The organism is Acinetobacter sp. NCu2D-2, from assembly GCF_001647675.1.
In the GTDB taxonomy this organism is placed as follows: Bacteria; Pseudomonadota; Gammaproteobacteria; order Pseudomonadales; family Moraxellaceae; genus Acinetobacter.
Genome location: NZ_CP015594.1, coordinates 2,025,307 through 2,045,082 on the forward strand (window position 1 = coordinate 2,025,307; position 19,776 = coordinate 2,045,082).

Sequence of the window (19,776 nt, forward strand, 5' to 3'; positions counted from 1 at the left end):
AATGTTTTCAATTATTTATGGCTTTTTGATTGCCCTTGTTGCTTATCTTTTGGCAAAACCGTGCAACCGTTTTATCCCACAAATTCCGGTGATCGTATTTAGTATGGTCATCATTTTATTGTTGCTTCTTGGCTTAGGTATGCCATATGAACAGTATATCGATACCGTCAATCCACTCTTTAATCATTTATTGGGTTATGTGACTGTGGCGCTGGCGATTCCACTCGCTGCGATGCGCTATGATGATTTACCTCTAAAAGGCATTGTCGGTATATTGGTATTTGCCAGTGTGAGTGCTGTTGCCCTGCCGATGGGACTTGCCTATTTACTTCATATGTCATCTGCTGACATCTTGGCATTTGCAACGCGCGCTGTAACTACCCCAATTGCAATTAATGTAGCAACCTTACTCGATGCTCCTGTGCATATGGCCATTTTGATTGTGATTTTATCTGGTGTAATTGGCGCTGCCTTTTCTCCATTTATTTTACGTCGCATTAATGATGAACGCGCAGCAGGTCTCGCACTTGGGCTAGCGGCACATGCCATTGGTACTGCACAAGCATGGCAACGAGGGAGTGTCGCAGGACGTTATGCTGCCTTTGGTATGGCAGTAAATGCAGTATTTACAGCAATCTGGTTGCCGACATTCATACTCATGTTGCATAAAATGTGACTAGTCAATCAATCTTTTTTAATTGATTTGAATAAATTCTATACTTATCATCATTATAGAACTGAATAATTCCTTTAATAAGGCTTCAGTTCTATGGATAAGTTCTTAAACAGTTGTACGCGTTTTAATTTAGCCATTATTCTTTAATTTATTTTAACAATTACATATTAAGTTAAAATACATTTGTATTTTTAAACTAAAAATATTCAGCATGAAAAATAAGATATCGATCGTTAATTCCTGATTATATTTTAGGCCAAAAACATATGATTTAAATATTGAAAATGGACTAGAGAATATATTGATTTATTATTCAATTTAACCAATTAATGCTAAATAAATCACAAAATCCAATTACTTATCGCTTAAATTTTAATCTTTATCTTTATTTTGAGATTATATATTGATTATTTTTATAATCCTGCTTAACATCAAAATCAGATACAAGGATATTTAATAGCTAAAAAGGATTAAAGGATAAAATGATTAAAATATATTCCGTAATCGCTGCTGCTCTTTTAACAAGTACAATTAGTTTTGCTCAAGATTTAACTGGAACTTGGCAGCAAATTGATGATAAAACTGGTTCACCAAAAGCATTAATTGATATTAAAAAATTGGGAGATGGCACATATACAGGAACGATTACGAAAGTAACACCTCGACCAGGTTATAAGCCTCAAGAAAATTGTGTTCAGTGCCCTGCTCCATATACCGACAAACCGATACTTGGTTTAGAGCTGATTAAAGGACTCAAAGAAAGTGCTCCTGATAATTACTCAGGCGGTAAAGTCTTAGATCCCTTAACCGGAAAAATTTATAACTTAAAAGGACGCATTTCGACGAACGGAAAGCGTTTAACCTTACGTGGCTACCTGGGTGTCTCTGCGATAGGACGTTCGCAAACTTGGTTACGCGTAAATTAATTAACAACACTTCACTTCCATTCATTTTATTAATAAGGGAATAAATATAATGAAAGCATTAAAACTTAGTCTAATGATGATTGGCTCATTATGGGCTGGATCAATTTATGCAAATGATCTTACTGGGACTTGGTTGCAAATCGATGATAAAACTGGATCATCTAAGGCTGTCATTGAAATCCGTAAAGATTCAAACGATTCTTATATTGGTAAAATCGTAAAAGTGACACCTCGTCCGGGTTATACACCTCAAAAAACCTGTAATAAGTGTCCTGCTCCATATACCAACCAAGCTATTTTAGGTATGGATGTTTTGACGGGTTTAAAACATATTGACGGCACAAATAACTACGATAAAGGTAAAGTGATCGACCCACTTGCTGGCAAAATCTATGATGCTAAAGTCCGTTTAGCTGCCAATGGCAAACGCTTAACCTTGCGCGGTTATATGGGTGTTTCAGCTTTAGGTCGTAGCCAAACTTGGATTCGCCAAGAATAAATTTAGCAATAAAAAAAGCCACGAAAAACGTGGCTTTTTTATATCTTTCACTTCGATATTACGTATTAAAACACTGGATTATCTACAGAAAATAAAGTCCTATCTTCTAGACGATAAGCAATCAACTGATTGCCCCATACACAGCCACCATCCAAATTTTGAATTTTCTCAGAAATGGTTTTTCCTTGAAGCGCAGCCCAATGACCAAATAACACTTGGTGTGTTTTAGTAGCTTTTGATTCAAACGCAAACCATGGTTTAAATCCTTCAGGCATCGGCTCATCTAGGCTGTCTTTAAAACTGAATTCTAAACGTCCTGTCTCATCTGTAAGACGCATACGAGTGAGATAATTGGTAATACAACGTAAGCGTGCATTGCCTGTTAAATCATCCGACCAAAGATCTGGCTTTTTGCCATACATCTCTTTTAAAAAGTCATCGACAACATCAAAATCGTCATGTGAAATCACCGCCTCTACTTCTTTTGCTAAAGCAGCCGTTTGCTCAACCGTCCAATTGAGTGGAATGCCTGCATGCGTGAGTACTGTTTCATCATTCGGAAATAGACAAAGTGGTTGCTTGCGTAACCATTCAATCAGGTCATCACTTTCTAAGGCATGAATCACATCATCAATATTGTCTTTCGGGTTAATGTCTTTAATCCCACGTGCCACGGCCAATAGGTTTAAATCATGATTTCCCAACACTGTCGCAGCGACACCGCTATCAACCATTTTTTTGATAAAGCGCAAAGCACCAATCGAGTTTTCACCACGCGCGACTAAATCACCGGCAAACCATAGAAAATCCTGGTCTGCATCGAATTTAATTTCACGAAGTAAGGCTTTCAAGGCTTCAAAGCAGCCTTGAACATCACCAATCACATAGTTGTATCGAACGTTTTCACGTGACATTTATGCATCTACCATTTGATCTGCAAGTGCAACAAACTGAGCAAGTGTCAAAGTTTCAGGGCGCGCCATCGGATCAACACCTGCTTTTTCAAAACCATCTTCAACCAACATGCCTTTTAAGCTGTTACGCAATGTTTTACGACGTTGGGTAAAGACATGCGATACCAAACGTGCCAAAGCTTTTTCATTTTTTGCCACAATCGGTTTCACATCATAAGGCTCTAAACGGAATACCGCAGAAGTGACTTTTGGTGGTGGGTTAAATGAACCCGGTGGCACTTCAAACAAGAATGTTGGCTTACAGTAATACTGAATCATCACCGACAAACGACCGTATTCTTTAGTATTTGGTTCTGCCGTAATACGATCGACCACTTCTTTTTGTAGCATGAAGTGCATGTCTTTAACTTTGTCACCAAATTCCAAGAGATGGAATAAAAGTGGTGTCGAAATGTTATACGGCAAGTTACCTACGACACGCAGCGGACGACCATCAAACAGTTCCGTAAAGTCGTATTTCAATGCATCGGTTTCAACAATAGTCAAACGCTCAGGATGTGGCACACGACCCGGTAAACCTGCTGCCAAATCACGGTCAAGTTCAATCACGGTCAATGCATCACATTCACCGATTAAAGGCGAGGTTAAAGCAGCCAAACCTGGGCCGATCTCAACAATATTGTCACCTGTACGCGGATTCACTGAACGTACAATTTTGGCAATGACACGTTGGTCATGTAAGAAGTTTTGACCAAAACGCTTACGCGTGTGATGCCCTTCATCTTTTGGGTTTAAGGCATTAATCTGATACATAAAAGATGTTCCAACGTGTAATTAAGACAAGATCACTGACGCGCTAAATCGAGCGCCAAGTCCACAGCCACATGTAAGCTCGAGCTTTTCGCAAGTCCTGTACCTGCGAGGGAGAGTGCTGTGCCATGATCGACAGAAGTGCGAATAAACGGTAAGCCCAAAGTAATATTAATGGCTTCACCAAATCCTTGCGATTTTAACACAGGTAAGCCTTGATCGTGATACATGGCTAAAACTGCATCGGCATCTTTTAGATTTTCAGGGGTAAATAAAGTATCAGCAGGAAGGCTCAGACTCATATTAATCCCCTGCGCGCGATATGTTTCAAGCACAGGATTGATCACTTCAATCTCTTCCATACCCAAATAACCGCCCTCACCTGCATGTGGGTTTAAACCACAGACGAGAATGTGTGGATGTTCAATCTTGAATTTTGATTTTAAATCATGAATGAGTATGTCGATGACTTGATGCAAACGTTCGGGGGTAATCGCATCTGCCACTGCACGAAGCGGTAAATGTGTCGTTGCAAGCGCCACACGTAAGGTTTTGGTCGCAAGCATCATCACTACTCGTGGTACACCAGCAAATTCTTGATAGAACTCGGTATGACCGCTGAAATGAATCCCGGCATCATTGATGACAGACTTTTGCACCGGTGCGGTTGCCACACCGACGCTTTTGCCTGTCATGGCATAGTCAGCAGATCGACGCAGTTGTTCAAGGACATAGGCTGCATTTTGTGCATTCAACTCGCCTAATACCACTGGGGTATTTAAAGGTACATGCTCGACGTAGAGCTGACCTTTTAGAGAAGATTCAGTTTGTCCACGATATTCAACAAATTCAACATCTGTTTTAAGCTGGGCTGCACGTGTCTGTAACAAGCTAAGGTCTGCAAGTACGACAATCGGTCGTTCATCAACACGATCTGCCAAACTCAAGCAAATGTCAGGACCAATACCAGCAGGCTCACCACTGGTTACATATAAAGGCAGCATAGTCATCTCAATCTATTCAGATACAGCTTAATTATAACGCGATCAGAACCTGCTGTTTGTAGCTAAATATCAAGCTTTTATATCTATAAGTAGAGATTAGGCATAGTCACTGATCGGCTCTGACATTTTTATGTATATTTTTTCTTCCTTTCTATGCCGACATTGTATAAAATATAGCGCTTGAAATTTTACTTTTTCATTTGTGATTCTAGGCTACATCGTTTAGAATCGCGTCTCCTTTTGTTTGGACAGATTCCATAGTCCAAACCAACTATAATAGGTAGTGGTTTAATGAAAACTCTCAGCGCTAAGCCAGCTGAAGTTCAACACGACTGGTACGTTGTTGATGCTTCTGGCAAAACTTTAGGTCGCCTTGCGACTGAAATCGCTCGTCGTTTACGCGGTAAGCACAAAACTTCTTATACTCCTCACGTTGACACTGGCGATTACATCGTTGTTATTAACGCTGAACAAGTTCAAGTGACTGGTAAAAAATCACTTGATAAGAAATATTATCGCCACACTGGTTTCCCTGGTGGTATCCGTGAAACTAATTTCGAAAAATTAGTTGCTCACAAACCAGAAGAAATCTTCCAACGTGCTGTTAAAGGCATGTTACCAAAAGGTCCTCTTGGTTATGCAATGATCAAGAAAATGAAAGTGTACGCTGGTACTGAGCATCCTCATACAGCTCAACAGCCACAAGTTTTGGACATCTAAGGGATACAGCACATGGCTACTAACTATGGTACAGGTCGCCGTAAGACCGCAACTGCACGTGTTTTCCTATCAGCTGGTACTGGTAAACTCGTTATTAACAACCGTTCTTTAGAACAATACTTCGGTCGTGAGACTGCTCGTATGGTTGTTAACCAACCGCTTGAGCTTCTTGAAGCGACTAACAAATATGACCTTTACATCACTGTTGCTGGTGGTGGTATCGGTGGTCAAGCAGGCGCTATCCGTCACGGTATTACTCGTGCATTGATCGCTTCTGACGAAACTTTAAAACCTGCTCTTCGTCAAGCTGGTTTCGTTACTCGTGATGCTCGTGAAGTTGAACGTAAGAAACTTGGTTTACGTAAAGCTCGTAAACGTCCACAATTCTCTAAACGTTAATTCGTTTTCCGAATTCGGACAAAAAAGCCTTGGTTTATCCAAGGCTTTTTTTATGCTTATCATGTCCCGTCCTGAAATAAGTTTACACCTTAAGAGACTTATTTTATGGAACATAAACGAGAACAACGAGTTAAACGTACACAACGTGACTATAGCTTTGCCTTTAAAATGATGGTGGTACATGAAGTAGAAAAAGGGCAAATTACTTATAAGCAAGCTCAGGCAAAATATGGTATTCAAGGAAGATCAACTGTGCTGGTATGGTTACGCAAGCACGGACAACAGGACTGGACTTCGAATATGCCGACTTCTTCTAAACGCCAATTGACACCCCAACAACGAATCCGCCAATTAGAAAAGCAGTTAGCCGCAGAAAAGCTTAAAACTGAATTTATTCAGGATGTGATTTATCACATTGATAAAGAATGTGGGACTGATCTTGGAAAAAAGTATACCGAGCACGTTTCAAAGATTGGCAAAGCCAAAGAAGACTAAGCGTTTCACGTTATTGTCAGTGGTTGGGAATCACCCGACAAGCTTATTATCAAGCAGAAAAACGTGCTCAAATGACTGCACAAGCAACTGAACAAATACTTGAGTTGGTTATGGAATATCGCTGTCTCATGCCAAGTATCGGAACACGTAAGCTGTATTGGCTTATTAAAGGCAAATTGTTGCAACGTGGTTTAAAGTGTGGACGGGATCAGTTATTTAAAATATTGAAAGAAAATAACTTATTGATTCGCCCTAAGCGTTGCTATACAAAAACTACGGATAGCAAGCATTGGATGAAGAAGCATCCAAATTTATTAAAGGATTATTCAGCAGTGCAAGCCAATGAAGTCTTTGTTAGTGATATTACCTATGTTGAGAGTGCTGAAGGTGTGCATTATTTATCCTTGGTGACAGATGCTTATACCCGACAGATTAAAGGTTATAAGTTATCGAATGATATGCGTGCGGAGAATGTTGTGCAGGCTCTACATATGGCGATGCAGCAAGCGACAGATCGAGCGACTAGGATGATTCATCATTCAGATAGAGGTGCTCAATATTGCTCTGAGCTATATCAATCGGCATTGCGCCATTATGGGATATGTCCTTCCATGACAGATGGCAAGGACTGTTATCAGAATGCATTAGCAGAGCGAATTAATGGAATATTAAAGCAGGAGTTTTTAACCACGCGATGTCAAACCATGAAGGAGTTAGATCACTTAATTGCGGAATCTATCATGATTTACAATTGTTATAGACCGCATTTAAGTTTAAATATGAACACCCCGAATCAGATGTATGAGCAAACAAAAACCGAGCTAATTGCTTAACTCGGTTTGAAGTGGAATACTGTCAATCTATTTCAGGACAAGACATCATTGTTGATGAACGTCCTCACCCCATACACCCTCATGGCACCAATACGATTTCGTCAAATAGTAATTTAAACAGCCAATTACAATTAATAAAACCCAAAATAAGACCTGTATTAGCATTGAAAGACCCTCTTGTTGTTTTATATCGTGCTTAGATCATCTACCGACAGTCCGTGCTTTTTCAGTTGAATTTTAGTATCCTATTCCATTCACTAATCATTGCATCGGAATATGTCTGTCGAAACAACTCAAATTCAAGGCATTACACTTTATAGCCATGCTGATGACTTTCGCTCTCATTGGATCCGCTATGTCCTCACCGAGAAACAAATCAAATATAACTTGATCGTCGTCGATGAAGATGATGAAGATCTTGCCAGTTTAAATCCGTATAATCAGTTACCTATGCTGATTGAAAATGATCTCAAACTCTTTAATACCAATATCATTTCAGAATATATTGATGATCGCTATCGACAGAATAAGTTATATGCCGATGCACCAATGCCGAGAGCAGAACAACGACAATATATTTGGCGTTTTGAAAATGATTGGTTAAAACTTGCAGATATTATGCTGCGTCATCCAGATACGCTTGATCAGCAGCAAATGAAAAAAGCGCAAAAACAGCTACAAGATATTCTGATTTCACTGACGCCGCTGTTTCAGCATTTTCCTTATTTTATGTCAGAGCATTTTAGTATTTTGGACTGCATGCTTGCACCAATCTTTATTCGTTTAAACAGTATGGGAATTCATCTTCCTGTACAGCAATGCAGACCATTTCATTTGTATTGTCAGCGTATTTTCAGTCGTCCTGCTTTCATCAAATCCATGACCATGCAGGAAAAAAATCGCTTCCAAACATTATTACCGAAACAGTAGAGAATATTCATGTCTGAACAAGAAATCCAACTTACACCGACACGTCCCTATATGGCTCGCGCAATTTATGAATGGATCTGTGACAATAACTTAACACCTTATCTTTTGGTCGATGCCACAATTCCAAATACAATGGTGCCAGAGCAATTTATTAAAGATGGTCAAATTGTCTTAAATATCGCTCCACACGCTGTACATGCGTTACACATGAGTAATGATGCCATCACCTTCTCTGCACGCTTTGGTGGTGTTTCACGTGATATCTATGTACCGATCTCAGCTGTAATTGGCATCTATGCACGAGAAAATGGTCAAGGTCTTTTCTTTGATCCAAATGAATATCAGCATACACAAATTGAATCAGATGCTTTAGAATCAGAAGCACAAGAAACAGTTGAAAAACCTAAGAAAAAACCAAGCCTAAGATTATTAGATTAAAACATGGAGTAAGTGAATGGCTTTTGATTTAGTACAATATTTTGTTGAACAAGTAGAATCTCAAAAGCCTGAGCTTCTAGCACAATATACGAGACAGGAACGTCGTCGTTTAAGTGCAGAGATTAATGCGCTCAGTTTAGGTAAATTGATCAGTGAATGGCGTCTAAATTCCAACAAGGTGTATCACGAAATCATTCATCCTGATGACTTATATGTTGAAGAAATTGCACGTCATTTAAGTACTTCAAAAAACAATAAATCAGAGTTAAGCCATGCAGTGCTAGAGCAAAGTATTTTTCAAACTTTGCAGCTTCAATTATTAGAACTAAAACAATTACATGATACTGGTGGACATAATCTCCATAGCATTCAAGAATTACTCTTAGGTCAAATTGAACATTTATCTGGTCAGGCTGATGATTGGGTTTGGTTAACAAACGACCTAATAGAATTAGTCGGTTCTAAACCTATCATTGAAGAGACGTTATCATTAGATGAGTCTTTAAAGGAGTTTAATCAAATGGTCAGCCAAAATCATACGACTGATGTAGATACAGTAAATACAACAGCTTCAGTTCCAACTTGGTCGAAAGTAGTTGAACCAATTGTTTCAATTGTCATTCTATGGATCTTATATGGTGCGCTAAGTAATATCTTTGCTTAAAAACATAATATTTAATTAAAAAAACCTGCATATATGCAGGTTTTTTTAATTTGTAATGGCTTTGTTGCACAAAGATTTGAAATGCAAAGCGCCCCTAATTGAGCCAAATTTAAGGCGTAACTTGGGTAAGTGGTCGACCTAATTCCGTAAATCTGTTGAGGACTGCTACACGTGCATGAATTTCATTCACCTGACTAGGAAAGCTTCTTGCCATTAATTTATCGCCTAATAATTTGATGCAATGCATCTTGGTTTCCACCAAACTGCGGCGATGATAGCCTGACCATTTTTTCCATAATGTCCTGCCTAAACGTTTAACTGTTCGAAGTAATTCATTTCGCTCTAGCGAGCTACTCTTTGTATCTTTCCATGGTTTCGCATTTTTTCTAGGTGGAATCACCGCATGTGCTTGCCGATCTGCAATGACCTGACGGCATTGCTTGGTGTCATAAGCTCCATCGGTATAAACAGAGTCAATCTGCTCATCTTGTGGAATCTGATTAAGTAAATCACCAAGCACCTGTGAATCACTGACATTATTGGTTGTGAGCTGAATAGCGCGTATTTGTAGGGTTTTGGCATCTATACCAATATGTAGTTTACGCCATTGGCGACGATATTCAGCTCCATGTTTCTTACGTTTCCATTCGCCCTCACCTAGAAACTTCATGCCTGTAGAGTCTACGAGTAGATGCAGCCCATCGCTACTTTTTTGGTAGCTGATTGCAATATCAATATGCTTTTGTCTTCTACAAAGCGTACTGTAATCTGGTGCGGTCCAATTTAATCCGCAAAGTTTAATCAGACTTTGCACAAAGCCAGTGACCATACGTAAAGATAGACGGAATAAGGATTTAATCATTAAGCAGCATTGGATAGCTGCGTCGGAGTAGGTTTGATTTCGCCCTTGTTTGCCTTTTGATGGAGCATACCATTGCGTAGCAGGATCAAACCAAATGGCAATATTTCCGCGACTCATGAGTGCTCGGTTATATGCGGGCCAATTGGTTGTGCGGTAGATTTTGTGTGTAGGCTTCTTCATTTGAAAATTATATCGCTGAAAAAGCCTTTACAGATAGGTTTGTGCAACAAAGCCCTTTAGATGCTGAAAATGGTAAAGCCATCCTATCAGCCGTACCTGCACCTAAACATCCTATGATCATTGTCGCACTTACTGAGAAAGATATTCTACTAGGGCAAGCTTTGTATGCACTTAAAGCTGCTACACAATCAATATCAGCTGCTGATATCTCATAAACACTCATCTTTCTTAGTTTTTAAATTACTTAACCTAGCGAATGCTAGGTTTTTTAATTAAATACCTCTTTTAATTTATACGCAGATTCAAATCCCAAGTGCAACACATTTGTAGTTAGTTGAAAAAGTTAGGTGTATTCATAGAATCATTAGACTTTTTCAACTCGCAATTGGAAAGCACACAATGAAGAAATACACCCAACTTTCTCAAGATGAAAGATACGAAATTTATGCTACTTTGAAAAGTAAAAGTTCAATCGCTACCCTTGCTCGGGAGTTAGGACGTTCACGATCAACCATCTACCGTGAAATAAAAAGAAATACTGGGCAACGTGGATATAGAGCTCAACAGGCAGCTAAATTTGCAAGTCAAAGACGGTACCGTCCTTCATCATCAATGACAGCATTTGCCTTCGCTTATATTGATTATTTGATTGGTTTGGACTGGTCACCAGAACAAATTTCAGGTGCTTTAACACAACGCGGTTGGCTGGATGTACCTTCACATGAGTGGATTTACCAGTACATTTATCAAGATAAATCACAAGGAGGTAAACTCCATCTACACTTAAGGCATCAGAAGAAATATCGAAAACGCGGTTACAAAAACACGGATCGTAGGGGGCAAATCATTGATAAAACAAGTATTCACTGCAGAGACCAGGTCATTGATCAACGACAACGTTTAGGAGATTTCGAAGGTGACACGGTGATTGGTAAACATCATAAAGGTGCTTTATTGACACTCGTTGATCGAAAGAGCCTGTATGTACATATTGTTCATTTAGGGCCAACGAGAGCATCCTCTCAAACGATTACTTGTGCATTAGATCGTTTACAAATGAGCCATGCTTATAGTGTGACATTTGATAATGGCAAAGAATTTTCCGAACACAAAAGAATTACTGATGCCGGCATAGATACGTATTTTGCTGATCCTTACAAGTCTATTCAACGAGCAAGGAATGAAAATACGAATGGTTTAATCCGGCAATATCTGCCAAAATCATCATCGTTTGATGACGTGTCAAACGAACAAATAGAGCAGATAGAATTTGCACTCAACCATCGTCCTAGAAAAACACTAGGTTGGTATACACCGAGTGAAGTTATGGCTGGTTTTTATACTGTTGCACTTGCCGTTTGAATCCGCCATAAATAACTTTTCTTCTTGCATAAAAAAATCCCCCCTGCTATTGAGCTAGGGGGGATTTTGGAATAATGAGCTGGCGATGACTTACTCTCACATGGCAAATGCCACACTACCATCAGCGCTAAGAGGTTTCACTTCTGAGTTCGGGAAGGGATCAGGTGGTTCACTCTTGCTATTGTCGCCAGCACAACTGTTTATGCTTACTCACTTAGGTCTTATTTAGATGCCTAGCTTTCGTCAAATAGAATTCATTAACAGGGATACTTGAGTTGTGAGTGTAACATAAAGCGTAGCTTTATGCCTTGCACTCAGGCAAACGCTTTCGCGTTTGCTTATTCTTCGTTCATCTTTAGCGTTAACTAAATCAAGTTATTGTGATGATGATTTGATCAACAACACCAACTGTTTGGGTGTTGTATAGTCAAGCCTCACGAGCAATTAGTATTGGTCAGCTTCATGCGTCACCGCACTTCCACATCCAACCTATCAACGTCGTAGTCTTCAACGGCTCTTTAGGAGACATAAAGTCTCGGGGAAATCTTATCTTGAGGTAGGCTTCCCGCTTAGATGCTTTCAGCGGTTATCCCTTCCGAACATAGCTACCCGGCGATGCGACTGGCGTCACAACCGGTACACCAGAGGTTCGTCCACTCTGGTCCTCTCGTACTAGGAGCAGATCCTCTCAAATTTCCAACGCCCACGGTAGATAGGGACCGAACTGTCTCACGACGTTCTAAACCCAGCTCGCGTACCTCTTTAAATGGCGAACAGCCATACCCTTGGGACCTGCTTCAGCCCCAGGATGAGATGAGCCGACATCGAGGTGCCAAACACCGCCGTCGATATGAACTCTTGGGCGGTATCAGCCTGTTATCCCCAGAGTACCTTTTATCCGTTGAGCGATGGCCCTTCCATACAGAACCACCGGATCACTAAGACCTACTTTCGTACCTGCTCGACTTGTGGGTCTCGCAGTTAAGCGCGCTTTTGCCTTTATACTCTACGCGTGATTTCCGACCACGCTGAGCGCACCTTCGTACTCCTCCGTTACTCTTTAGGAGGAGACCGCCCCAGTCAAACTACCCACCAGACATGGTCCTCGTCCCGGATTACGGGACAGAGTTAGAACCTCAATATTACCAGGGTGGTATTTCAAGATTGGCTCCATCGCAACTAGCGTCACGACTTCAAAGCCTCCCACCTATCCTACACAAGTAAGATCAAAGTTCAATGTCAAGCTGCAGTAAAGGTTCACGGGGTCTTTCCGTCTAGCCGCGGGTACACCGCATCTTCACGGCGATTTCGATTTCACTGAGCCTCTGCTGGAGACAGCGCCCCCATCATTATGCCATTCGTGCAGGTCGGAACTTACCCGACAAGGAATTTCGCTACCTTAGGACCGTTATAGTTACGGCCGCCGTTTACTGGGGCTTCGATCAATAGCTTCGCTTGCGCTAACCACATCAATTAACCTTCCAGCACCGGGCAGGCATCACACCCTATACGTCCACTTTCGTGTTTGCAGAGTGCTATGTTTTTAATAAACAGTTGCAGGGGCCTGGTTTCTGTGGCTGCTCTCAGCTCAGGAAGCAAGTTCCATCACCAAAAGCAGCGTACCTTCTCCCGAAGTTACGGTACCATTTTGCCTAGTTCCTTCAGCAGAGTTCTCTCAAGCGCTTTGGTCTACTCGACCTGACCACCTGTGTCGGTTTCGGGTACGATTCCTGTTTAACTGAAGCTTAGAGACTTTTCCTGGAAGTATGGTATCAGCCACTTCGCTGTACAAGTACAGCTTGCTATCAACTCTCAGCATAGAGCACCCCGGATTTGCCTAAGATGCATGCCTACTGTCTTCCACCTGGACAACCAACGCCAGGCTGACTTAACCTTCTCCGTCCTCTCATCGCATTAAACAGAAGTATTGGAATATTAACCAATTTCCCATCGACTACGCCTCTCGGCCTCGCCTTAGGGGTCGACTCACCCAGCCCCGATTAACGTTGGACTGGAACCCTTGGTCTTTCAGCGAACGGGTTTTTCACCCGTTTTATCGTTACTCACGTCAGCATTCGCACTTCTGATACCTCCAGCATGCTTCTCAACACACCTTCATCGGCTTACAGAACGCTCCCCTACCACTTGCAATAAATTGCAAATCCGCAGCTTCGGCATATAGTTTTAGCCCCGTTACATCTTCCGCGCAGGCCGACTCGACTAGTGAGCTATTACGCTTTCTTTAAAGGGTGGCTGCTTCTAAGCCAACCTCCTAGCTGTCTATGCCTTCCCACATCGTTTCCCACTTAACTATAATTTAGGGGCCTTAGCTGGCGGTCTGGATTGTTTTCCTCTTGACTACGGACGTTAGCACCCGCAGTCTGTCTCCCGGATAGTACTCATTGGTATTCGGAGTTTGCATCGGTTTGGTAAGTCGGGATGACCCCCTAGCCGAAACAGTGCTCTACCCCCAATGGTATTCGTCCGAGGCGCTACCTAAATAGCTTTCGGGGAGAACCAGCTATCACCGAGTTTGATTAGCCTTTCACCCCTATCCACAAGTCATCCCCTGGCTTTTCAACGACAGTGGGTTCGGTCCTCCAGTTAGTGTTACCCAACCTTCAACCTGCTCATGGATAGATCACCCGGTTTCGGGTCTACACCCAGCAACTAAACGCCCTATTAAGACTCGGTTTCCCTACGGCTCCCCTATACGGTTAACCTCGCTACTGAATGTAAGTCGCTGACCCATTATACAAAAGGTACGCAGTCACATCACGAAGATGCTCCCACTGCTTGTATGCATGCGGTTTCAGGATCTATTTCACTCCCCTCACAGGGGTTCTTTTCGCCTTTCCCTCACGGTACTGGTTCACTATCGGTCAGTCAGGAGTATTTAGCCTTAGAGGATGGTCCCCCTATATTCAGACAAGGTTTCACGTGCCTCGCCCTACTCGACATCATCATATAAGCCCTTTCGTGTACAGGACTATCACCATCTATGGTCGCACTTCCCAGAGCGTTCCACTAAAGCTTATATGACTTAATGGGCTGATCCCCGTTCGCTCGCCGCTACTGAGGGAATCTCAATTGATTTCTTTTCCTAAGGGTACTGAGATGTTTCACTTCCCCTCGTTTGCCTCATTAACCTATGTATTCAGTTAATGATACCTACCTTATGGTAAGTGGGTTTCCCCATTCAGAAATCTCCGGATCACAGGATATTTGCCGCCTCCCCGGAGCTTATCGCAGGCTATTACGTCTTTCATCGCCTCTGACTGCCAAGGCATCCACCACATGCACTTAATTACTTGACTATACAACCCCAAACAGTCGATCGATCCTACAAGTAGATCAACCAACAAGTCTTACGACTCACAGTTCGTTGTTCGTGTACTTAAACACTGTACAGCTTCAATCAAATTCACATACCAAAACGCTTGATTCAGTTTAATCGCTAGTACTCATTAATCTTTAAACAATTGCTTGTTTAAGTCTTAACGAGTATGAACAAATTATTTCAACTCAAATATATTCTGTTAATGATTTAATGCATCTTCGTCAGATTGCATTACTGTGATAAATCACAGAGATTATCAAGTGGTGCGTATCATAACGCTTCTACTTGTTAATCTCTAGGATCTAATCACTTGATCGCTTAGGAACTAAACATTCATCTTACTGAATGGTTATTCTTAACTCATTCTACTCAAATCTGATGATTTAAGTGATGGTGGAGACTAGGAGAGTCGAACTCCTGACCTCCTGCGTGCAAAGCAGGCGCTCTACCAACTAAGCTAAGTCCCCAGCTTATCAATAAGTCAATGTACTGATTACTGTCTATTGCAGATGGTGGGTCTGACAAGACTTGAACTTGTGACCCCACGCTTATCAAGCGTGTGCTCTAACCAACTGAGCTACAGACCCTCAGATACATCGTCATGAAGAACAACTTGTTGTGGATTCTTACCAATCGTCAATCTTTCGTTAAGGAGGTGATCCAGCCGCAGGTTCCCCTACGGCTACCTTGTTACGACTTCACCCCAGTCATCGGCCACACCGTGGTAAGCGTCCTCCCTAAGGTTAGACTACCTACTTCTGGTGCAACAAACTCCCATGGTGTGACGGGCGGTGTGTACAAGGCCCGGGAACGTATTCACCGCGGCATTCTGATCCGCGATTACTAGCGATTCCGACTTCATGGAGTCGAGTTGCAGACTCCAATCCGGACTACGATCGGCTTTTTGAGATTAGCATCCTATCGCTAGGTAGCAACCCTTTGTACCGACCATTGTAGCACGTGTGTAGCCCTGGTCGTAAGGGCCATGATGACTTGACGTCGTCCCCGCCTTCCTCCAGTTTGTCACTGGCAGTATCCTTAAAGTTCCCACCCGAAGTGCTGGCAAATAAGGAAAAGGGTTGCGCTCGTTGCGGGACTTAACCCAACATCTCACGACACGAGCTGACGACAGCCATGCAGCACCTGTATGTAAGCTCCCGAAGGCACCAATCCATCTCTGGAAAGTTCTTACTATGTCAAGACCAGGTAAGGTTCTTCGCGTTGCATCGAATTAAACCACATGCTCCACCGCTTGTGCGGGCCCCCGTCAATTCATTTGAGTTTTAGTCTTGCGACCGTACTCCCCAGGCGGTCTACTTATCGCGTTAGCTGCGCCACTAAAGCCTCAAAGGCCCCAACGGCTAGTAGACATCGTTTACGGCATGGACTACCAGGGTATCTAATCCTGTTTGCTCCCCATGCTTTCGCACCTCAGTGTCAGTATTAGGCCAGATGGCTGCCTTCGCCATCGGTATTCCTCCAGATCTCTACGCATTTCACCGCTACACCTGGAATTCTACCATCCTCTCCCATACTCTAGCCAACCAGTATCGAATGCAATTCCCAAGTTAAGCTCGGGGATTTCACATTTGACTTAATTGGCCACCTACGCGCGCTTTACGCCCAGTAAATCCGATTAACGCTTGCACCCTCTGTATTACCGCGGCTGCTGGCACAGAGTTAGCCGGTGCTTATTCTGCGAGTAACGTCCACTCTCTGTAGGTATTATCTACAGGAGCCTCCTCCTCGCTTAAAGTGCTTTACAACCAAAAGGCCTTCTTCACACACGCGGCATGGCTGGATCAGGGTTCCCCCCATTGTCCAATATTCCCCACTGCTGCCTCCCGTAGGAGTCTGGGCCGTGTCTCAGTCCCAGTGTGGCGGATCATCCTCTCAGACCCGCTACAGATCGTCGCCTTGGTAGGCCTTTACCCCACCAACTAGCTAATCCGACTTAGGCTCATCTATTAGCGCAAGGTCCGAAGATCCCCTGCTTTCCCCCGTAGGGCGTATGCGGTATTAGCAGCCGTTTCCAACTGTTGTCCCCCACTAATAGGCAGATTCCTAAGTATTACTCACCCGTCCGCCGCTAGGAATCAGTAGCAAGCTACCTATCCCCGCTCGACTTGCATGTGTTAAGCCTGCCGCCAGCGTTCAATCTGAGCCATGATCAAACTCTTCAGTTTAAAATCAGTAGCACCTTAAAGGGTGCCAATCTTGGCTCATCAATTTTCTGACAAATATTTCTCAAATAAACTTCGAGTAATTTCTACCATCAATCAATGAAAATAATTTCGATCAATCAACCAGTAAAAATCCACACAAGTTGTTCTTCATAATCTCTTAATGATCTTCTTGTTGGTTCGTCACCAGCAAGCTAGGTCGGCTATATTACGCTTTCTTTTCAGAAAGTCAACTGGTAATGAAAACTATTTTTAAACTTTCTTTCTAAAACCCAACTTAACCACTTTATGCTAAGTTACTGTTTTATCAGAAGTTTTAATCTTCATCACCGCCGATGGATGTGCATTCTACAGCATTTCAGAGCACACGCAACACCTTTTTCAAACATTTTATTACAACTGTATTATTTTTATTCTTTTTTGAGCTTTTTAATTAAAAATCACACAATTTTCACCTAAAATGGTTAATTTATGCAGATTATGTTTATAATTTTTCAAAAAATTCGTGGCATTAAGAAGTACTTTTAATAAGCATTGGGATGAATCATGCGCTTAACCTCTTATCTATATATAAGTTTATTTTCTGTTTTATCCCTATCTTCCGCTTGGGCTGCAGATGAATCTCAATCTAATTTAAGTAAGTCTGCAAAAATCAAAGAACGCGTGTCTACAAATATTCAGCATTTAAAAGAACAAATAAATGTTGATGCAAATGCAGCCCAATCTGATGAAGTAAAAGATCCGTTCCAAGCCATTAATAGAAAAATTTACGGATTTAATGATGTCTTAGACCAAAATATTGCCCGCCCTCTTGCGGTTCAATATGTTGCTAAATTTCCATCGGATGTTCGTGATTCGGCACGCTTGTTTAGAAAGAACTTAGGTGAGCCATGGAATGCTTTAAACCAATTAATGCAAGGTCGTCTAGTACGCTCAGCTCAAACTCTTGGTCGTTTTTCAATTAATACCATTACGACATTAGGTCTTGCTGATGTTGCCACACATTTCGGCCTGCCTTCTGAAGAAGAAGACTTTGGTACAACACTCGGCTACTTTGGTGTACCTTCTGGTCCTTACGTTATGCTACCTGTGTTAGGTCCTAGTTCATTCCGAGATACTGTAGGACGTGTCGTTGATAGCCAAGCTCGACCACAAAAATATATTCTTGAAGACCATGACGAAATTTATTATCCAGAACAAATCTGGCGTGGAATTGATGCCCGCTCTCAAGTTTTAGATATAGATCAAGTTTTACAAGGCGATAAGTACGCTCAATTGCGTGATATTTATTTACAACGCCAAAGCTTTACTATCGCGCAGAAAAAAGGTCTAGAAGAAGAAAGCTTATTTAGGAATGATGATTTTGATACTGAAGACTTTGAAGAAGACTCATCTGAATCTATAGTAGAGTCTTCTGACGAAGCAGAATCTTGATTTCATTTCATGGATCATTGCGAGTAAAATGTTTTCTCTCGCAATGATTTGCTTGATATAGTACATCTTATAAACAATCTAAGGATCGAAACACACTTATATGTATTTCATTCAACCCACTCGTGATATTTCATACTTAGAGCAAGTCATTGATGCTTTACCTGAAGTACAGATGATTTTCCTCGAAGATCGAGAGTTGTATGATCCTACGATTATTACTATTGCGGATGTCCACGACTATTTAAAATATAAATGGTCTCTACCTACAATTGTTCTGGCTTTAGAAAATGAAGGGAATGAACTGGCTCAAGCATGGGAACAAGGTGCTTTAGCGGGTTGGATTTGGAATAAACTTCCAGCCAATCCCGTCAATGCACTTAAAAAAATTGATGCCCAATATAAACGTAATCAAGATAGTCGTGACCTCCCTTCCGCTGCTGACCTGCAAAAACGTTTACTTCCAAATCCGATTGATTTAACCAATTATAAAGTTGAAACCTTATTCCAACCTTCTGCTTATTTATCTGGAGATTGGTATGACTACTGGAAAATTAGCGATAAAGAAGTGATGTTTTACTTGGCAGATGTCTCAGGACATGGTGTGACCAGTTCATTATTAACTTCTTGGATGGCTGCTTTTCATGGTCGTTCAAAAACGCCACGTGAATTAATTAAAAAATTAAATGGCATGTTGGTACAGGAAAATATTGAAAAGCACATCACCATGATTGCTGGCATTTTGAATCTTGAAACCCACACAATTAAGTGGTCAAGTGCTGGGCATTATCCACCACCGATTATCTTTGAACCTAATGAAGCACCCAAAATTCTATCGACTAGTAGCTTCCCTTTAGGCTTAACCGAAGAACTTGAGGTTCAAGAACAAGAATGTATTTTGACCAAAAATGCACGTTTTATTATCTGCTCTGATGGTGCGCTTGAGCTATATGATGGCGGTCTTAGCGAACAGTTCGCTCAACTGGTAAATCATCTTCAAAATCAATCATTTCAAGCACCTGAACATGTTGCAGATGACATCGCCATCTTAAGTTTAAGAAGAATAATTTAATAATATAATCATTGTCTTAATAAAGACTTAATTTGACT

Annotated in this window: 16 protein-coding genes, 2 tRNA genes, 3 rRNA genes and 1 pseudogene; 13 read left to right on the forward strand and 9 right to left on the reverse strand. The window is 41.5% G+C overall.

All coding sequences use genetic code 11. The annotated features are described in order from the left end of the window. The first annotated feature begins 1 nt into the window (after position 1). The 3 genes from A3K93_RS09645 to A3K93_RS09655 all read left to right on the forward strand — a co-directional run bounded on the left by A3K93_RS09645 (position 2) and on the right by A3K93_RS09655 (position 2,101). On the forward strand, positions 2 to 676 hold the full coding sequence (locus tag A3K93_RS09645; RefSeq protein ID WP_067731051.1) for an LrgB family protein: 675 nt from the start codon (positions 2 to 4) through the stop codon (positions 674 to 676). 482 nt (positions 677 to 1,158) lie between these two features. Then, entirely contained in the window at positions 1,159 to 1,602 is a 444-nt protein-coding gene (locus A3K93_RS09650) for a DUF2147 domain-containing protein (RefSeq protein WP_067731052.1), read from the forward strand. 49 nt (positions 1,603 to 1,651) lie between these two features. Then, positions 1,652 to 2,101, forward strand: coding sequence for a DUF2147 domain-containing protein (locus A3K93_RS09655; protein ID WP_067731053.1), 450 nt, complete (start codon positions 1,652 to 1,654; stop codon positions 2,099 to 2,101). Positions 2,102 to 2,166: 65 nt separating this feature from the next. Here A3K93_RS09655 and A3K93_RS09660 read toward each other — a convergent pair whose 3' ends face one another. The 3 genes from A3K93_RS09660 to pdxA are packed head-to-tail and all read right to left on the reverse strand — an operon-like array spanning position 2,167 to position 4,829. After that, a complete protein-coding gene (locus tag A3K93_RS09660) occupies positions 2,167 to 3,015 on the reverse strand; it encodes a symmetrical bis(5'-nucleosyl)-tetraphosphatase (protein ID WP_067731054.1) in 849 nt (282 codons plus the stop codon). Continuing rightward, positions 3,016 to 3,828, reverse strand: coding sequence for a 16S rRNA (adenine(1518)-N(6)/adenine(1519)-N(6))-dimethyltransferase RsmA (rsmA, locus tag A3K93_RS09665; RefSeq protein WP_067731055.1), 813 nt, complete (start codon positions 3,826 to 3,828; stop codon positions 3,016 to 3,018). Between the two features lie 32 nt (positions 3,829 to 3,860). Further along, the gene (gene pdxA / locus A3K93_RS09670; RefSeq protein WP_067731056.1) at positions 3,861 to 4,829 is read right to left on the reverse strand and encodes a 4-hydroxythreonine-4-phosphate dehydrogenase PdxA; all 969 of its coding nucleotides are present in this window, start codon (positions 4,827 to 4,829) and stop codon (positions 3,861 to 3,863) included. Positions 4,830 to 5,120: 291 nt separating this feature from the next. On the opposite strand from pdxA, the gene rplM reads away from it, so the two are divergent. From rplM to A3K93_RS09705, 6 genes are all read left to right on the forward strand, one after another. After that, positions 5,121 to 5,549, forward strand: coding sequence for a 50S ribosomal protein L13 (rplM, locus tag A3K93_RS09675; RefSeq protein WP_004811299.1), 429 nt, complete (start codon positions 5,121 to 5,123; stop codon positions 5,547 to 5,549). Between the two features lie 12 nt (positions 5,550 to 5,561). Then, on the forward strand, positions 5,562 to 5,948 hold the full coding sequence (gene rpsI / locus A3K93_RS09680) for a 30S ribosomal protein S9 (RefSeq protein WP_067731057.1): 387 nt from the start codon (positions 5,562 to 5,564) through the stop codon (positions 5,946 to 5,948). 105 nt (positions 5,949 to 6,053) lie between these two features. Continuing rightward, positions 6,054 to 7,276, forward strand: a protein-coding gene (locus A3K93_RS14730) for an IS3 family transposase (protein WP_101494813.1) whose coding sequence is annotated in 2 segments (ribosomal slippage) — positions 6,054 to 6,390 and positions 6,390 to 7,276 — 1,224 coding nt in all. Because the reading frame shifts where the segments join, the coding sequence is not laid out codon by codon here. Between the two features lie 276 nt (positions 7,277 to 7,552). After that, the gene (locus A3K93_RS09695) at positions 7,553 to 8,206 is read left to right on the forward strand and encodes a glutathione S-transferase N-terminal domain-containing protein (protein WP_067731058.1); all 654 of its coding nucleotides are present in this window, start codon (positions 7,553 to 7,555) and stop codon (positions 8,204 to 8,206) included. 9 nt (positions 8,207 to 8,215) lie between these two features. Next, complete coding sequence (locus A3K93_RS09700; protein WP_067731059.1) at positions 8,216 to 8,644, forward strand: ClpXP protease specificity-enhancing factor; 429 nt, start codon at positions 8,216 to 8,218, stop codon at positions 8,642 to 8,644. Between the two features lie 16 nt (positions 8,645 to 8,660). After that, a complete protein-coding gene (locus A3K93_RS09705; protein WP_067731060.1) occupies positions 8,661 to 9,308 on the forward strand; it encodes a hypothetical protein in 648 nt (215 codons plus the stop codon). Between the two features lie 109 nt (positions 9,309 to 9,417). On the opposite strand, the gene A3K93_RS09710 is transcribed toward A3K93_RS09705, so the two are convergent. Next, entirely contained in the window at positions 9,418 to 10,350 is a 933-nt protein-coding gene (locus A3K93_RS09710; protein WP_000743272.1) for an IS5-like element IS17 family transposase, read from the reverse strand. A 44-nt stretch (positions 10,351 to 10,394) separates the two neighbouring features. On the opposite strand from A3K93_RS09710, the pseudogene A3K93_RS14925 reads away from it, so the two are divergent. Both A3K93_RS14925 and A3K93_RS09715 read left to right on the forward strand, forming a co-directional pair. Further along, positions 10,395 to 10,565 (forward strand): annotated as a pseudogene (locus A3K93_RS14925) (roadblock/LC7 domain-containing protein); the annotation flags it as partial. 184 nt (positions 10,566 to 10,749) lie between these two features. Further along, a complete protein-coding gene (locus A3K93_RS09715) occupies positions 10,750 to 11,712 on the forward strand; it encodes an IS30 family transposase (protein ID WP_067731061.1) in 963 nt (320 codons plus the stop codon). Positions 11,713 to 11,789: 77 nt separating this feature from the next. Here A3K93_RS09715 and rrf read toward each other — a convergent pair. The 5 genes from rrf to A3K93_RS09740 all read right to left on the reverse strand — a co-directional run bounded on the left by rrf (position 11,790) and on the right by A3K93_RS09740 (position 17,238). Next, a 5S ribosomal RNA gene (gene rrf, locus A3K93_RS09720) occupies positions 11,790 to 11,904 on the reverse strand. A gap of 231 nt (positions 11,905 to 12,135) precedes the next feature. Further along, positions 12,136 to 15,029: ribosomal RNA gene (locus tag A3K93_RS09725) — 23S ribosomal RNA — on the reverse strand. A gap of 414 nt (positions 15,030 to 15,443) precedes the next feature. Beyond that, positions 15,444 to 15,519, reverse strand: a tRNA-Ala gene (locus A3K93_RS09730). A gap of 43 nt (positions 15,520 to 15,562) precedes the next feature. After that, positions 15,563 to 15,639: transfer RNA gene (locus tag A3K93_RS09735), tRNA-Ile, on the reverse strand. A 61-nt stretch (positions 15,640 to 15,700) separates the two neighbouring features. Next, positions 15,701 to 17,238: ribosomal RNA gene (locus A3K93_RS09740) — 16S ribosomal RNA — on the reverse strand. The 16S, 23S and 5S rRNA genes sit together here with 2 tRNA genes alongside, the layout of an rRNA operon. Before the next feature lie 543 nt (positions 17,239 to 17,781). Between A3K93_RS09740 and A3K93_RS09745 the strand changes: the two genes are divergently transcribed. Then, positions 17,782 to 18,669, forward strand: a complete 888-nt coding sequence (locus A3K93_RS09745; protein ID WP_067731062.1) for an MlaA family lipoprotein — start codon at positions 17,782 to 17,784, stop codon at positions 18,667 to 18,669. 100 nt (positions 18,670 to 18,769) lie between these two features. After that, positions 18,770 to 19,738, forward strand: coding sequence for an RsbU family protein phosphatase GigA (gigA, locus tag A3K93_RS09750; protein WP_067731063.1), 969 nt, complete (start codon positions 18,770 to 18,772; stop codon positions 19,736 to 19,738). Positions 19,739 to 19,776 lie beyond the last annotated feature (38 nt).

Coding starts and splice junctions, on each gene's coding strand:
- A3K93_RS09645 (WP_067731051.1), top strand. CDS start 2: ATGTTTTCAATTATTTATGGCTTTTTGATTGCCCTTGTTGCTTATCTT.
- A3K93_RS09650 (WP_067731052.1), top strand. CDS start 1,159: ATGATTAAAATATATTCCGTAATCGCTGCTGCTCTTTTAACAAGTACA.
- A3K93_RS09655 (WP_067731053.1), top strand. CDS start 1,652: ATGAAAGCATTAAAACTTAGTCTAATGATGATTGGCTCATTATGGGCT.
- A3K93_RS09660 (WP_067731054.1), bottom strand. CDS start 3,015: ATGTCACGTGAAAACGTTCGATACAACTATGTGATTGGTGATGTTCAA.
- rsmA (WP_067731055.1), bottom strand. CDS start 3,828: ATGTATCAGATTAATGCCTTAAACCCAAAAGATGAAGGGCATCACACG.
- pdxA (WP_067731056.1), bottom strand. CDS start 4,829: ATGCTGCCTTTATATGTAACCAGTGGTGAGCCTGCTGGTATTGGTCCT.
- rplM (WP_004811299.1), top strand. CDS start 5,121: ATGAAAACTCTCAGCGCTAAGCCAGCTGAAGTTCAACACGACTGGTAC.
- rpsI (WP_067731057.1), top strand. CDS start 5,562: ATGGCTACTAACTATGGTACAGGTCGCCGTAAGACCGCAACTGCACGT.
- A3K93_RS09695 (WP_067731058.1), top strand. CDS start 7,553: ATGTCTGTCGAAACAACTCAAATTCAAGGCATTACACTTTATAGCCAT.
- A3K93_RS09700 (WP_067731059.1), top strand. CDS start 8,216: ATGTCTGAACAAGAAATCCAACTTACACCGACACGTCCCTATATGGCT.
- A3K93_RS09705 (WP_067731060.1), top strand. CDS start 8,661: ATGGCTTTTGATTTAGTACAATATTTTGTTGAACAAGTAGAATCTCAA.
- A3K93_RS09710 (WP_000743272.1), bottom strand. CDS start 10,350: ATGAAGAAGCCTACACACAAAATCTACCGCACAACCAATTGGCCCGCA.
- A3K93_RS09715 (WP_067731061.1), top strand. CDS start 10,750: ATGAAGAAATACACCCAACTTTCTCAAGATGAAAGATACGAAATTTAT.
- A3K93_RS09745 (WP_067731062.1), top strand. CDS start 17,782: ATGCGCTTAACCTCTTATCTATATATAAGTTTATTTTCTGTTTTATCC.
- gigA (WP_067731063.1), top strand. CDS start 18,770: ATGTATTTCATTCAACCCACTCGTGATATTTCATACTTAGAGCAAGTC.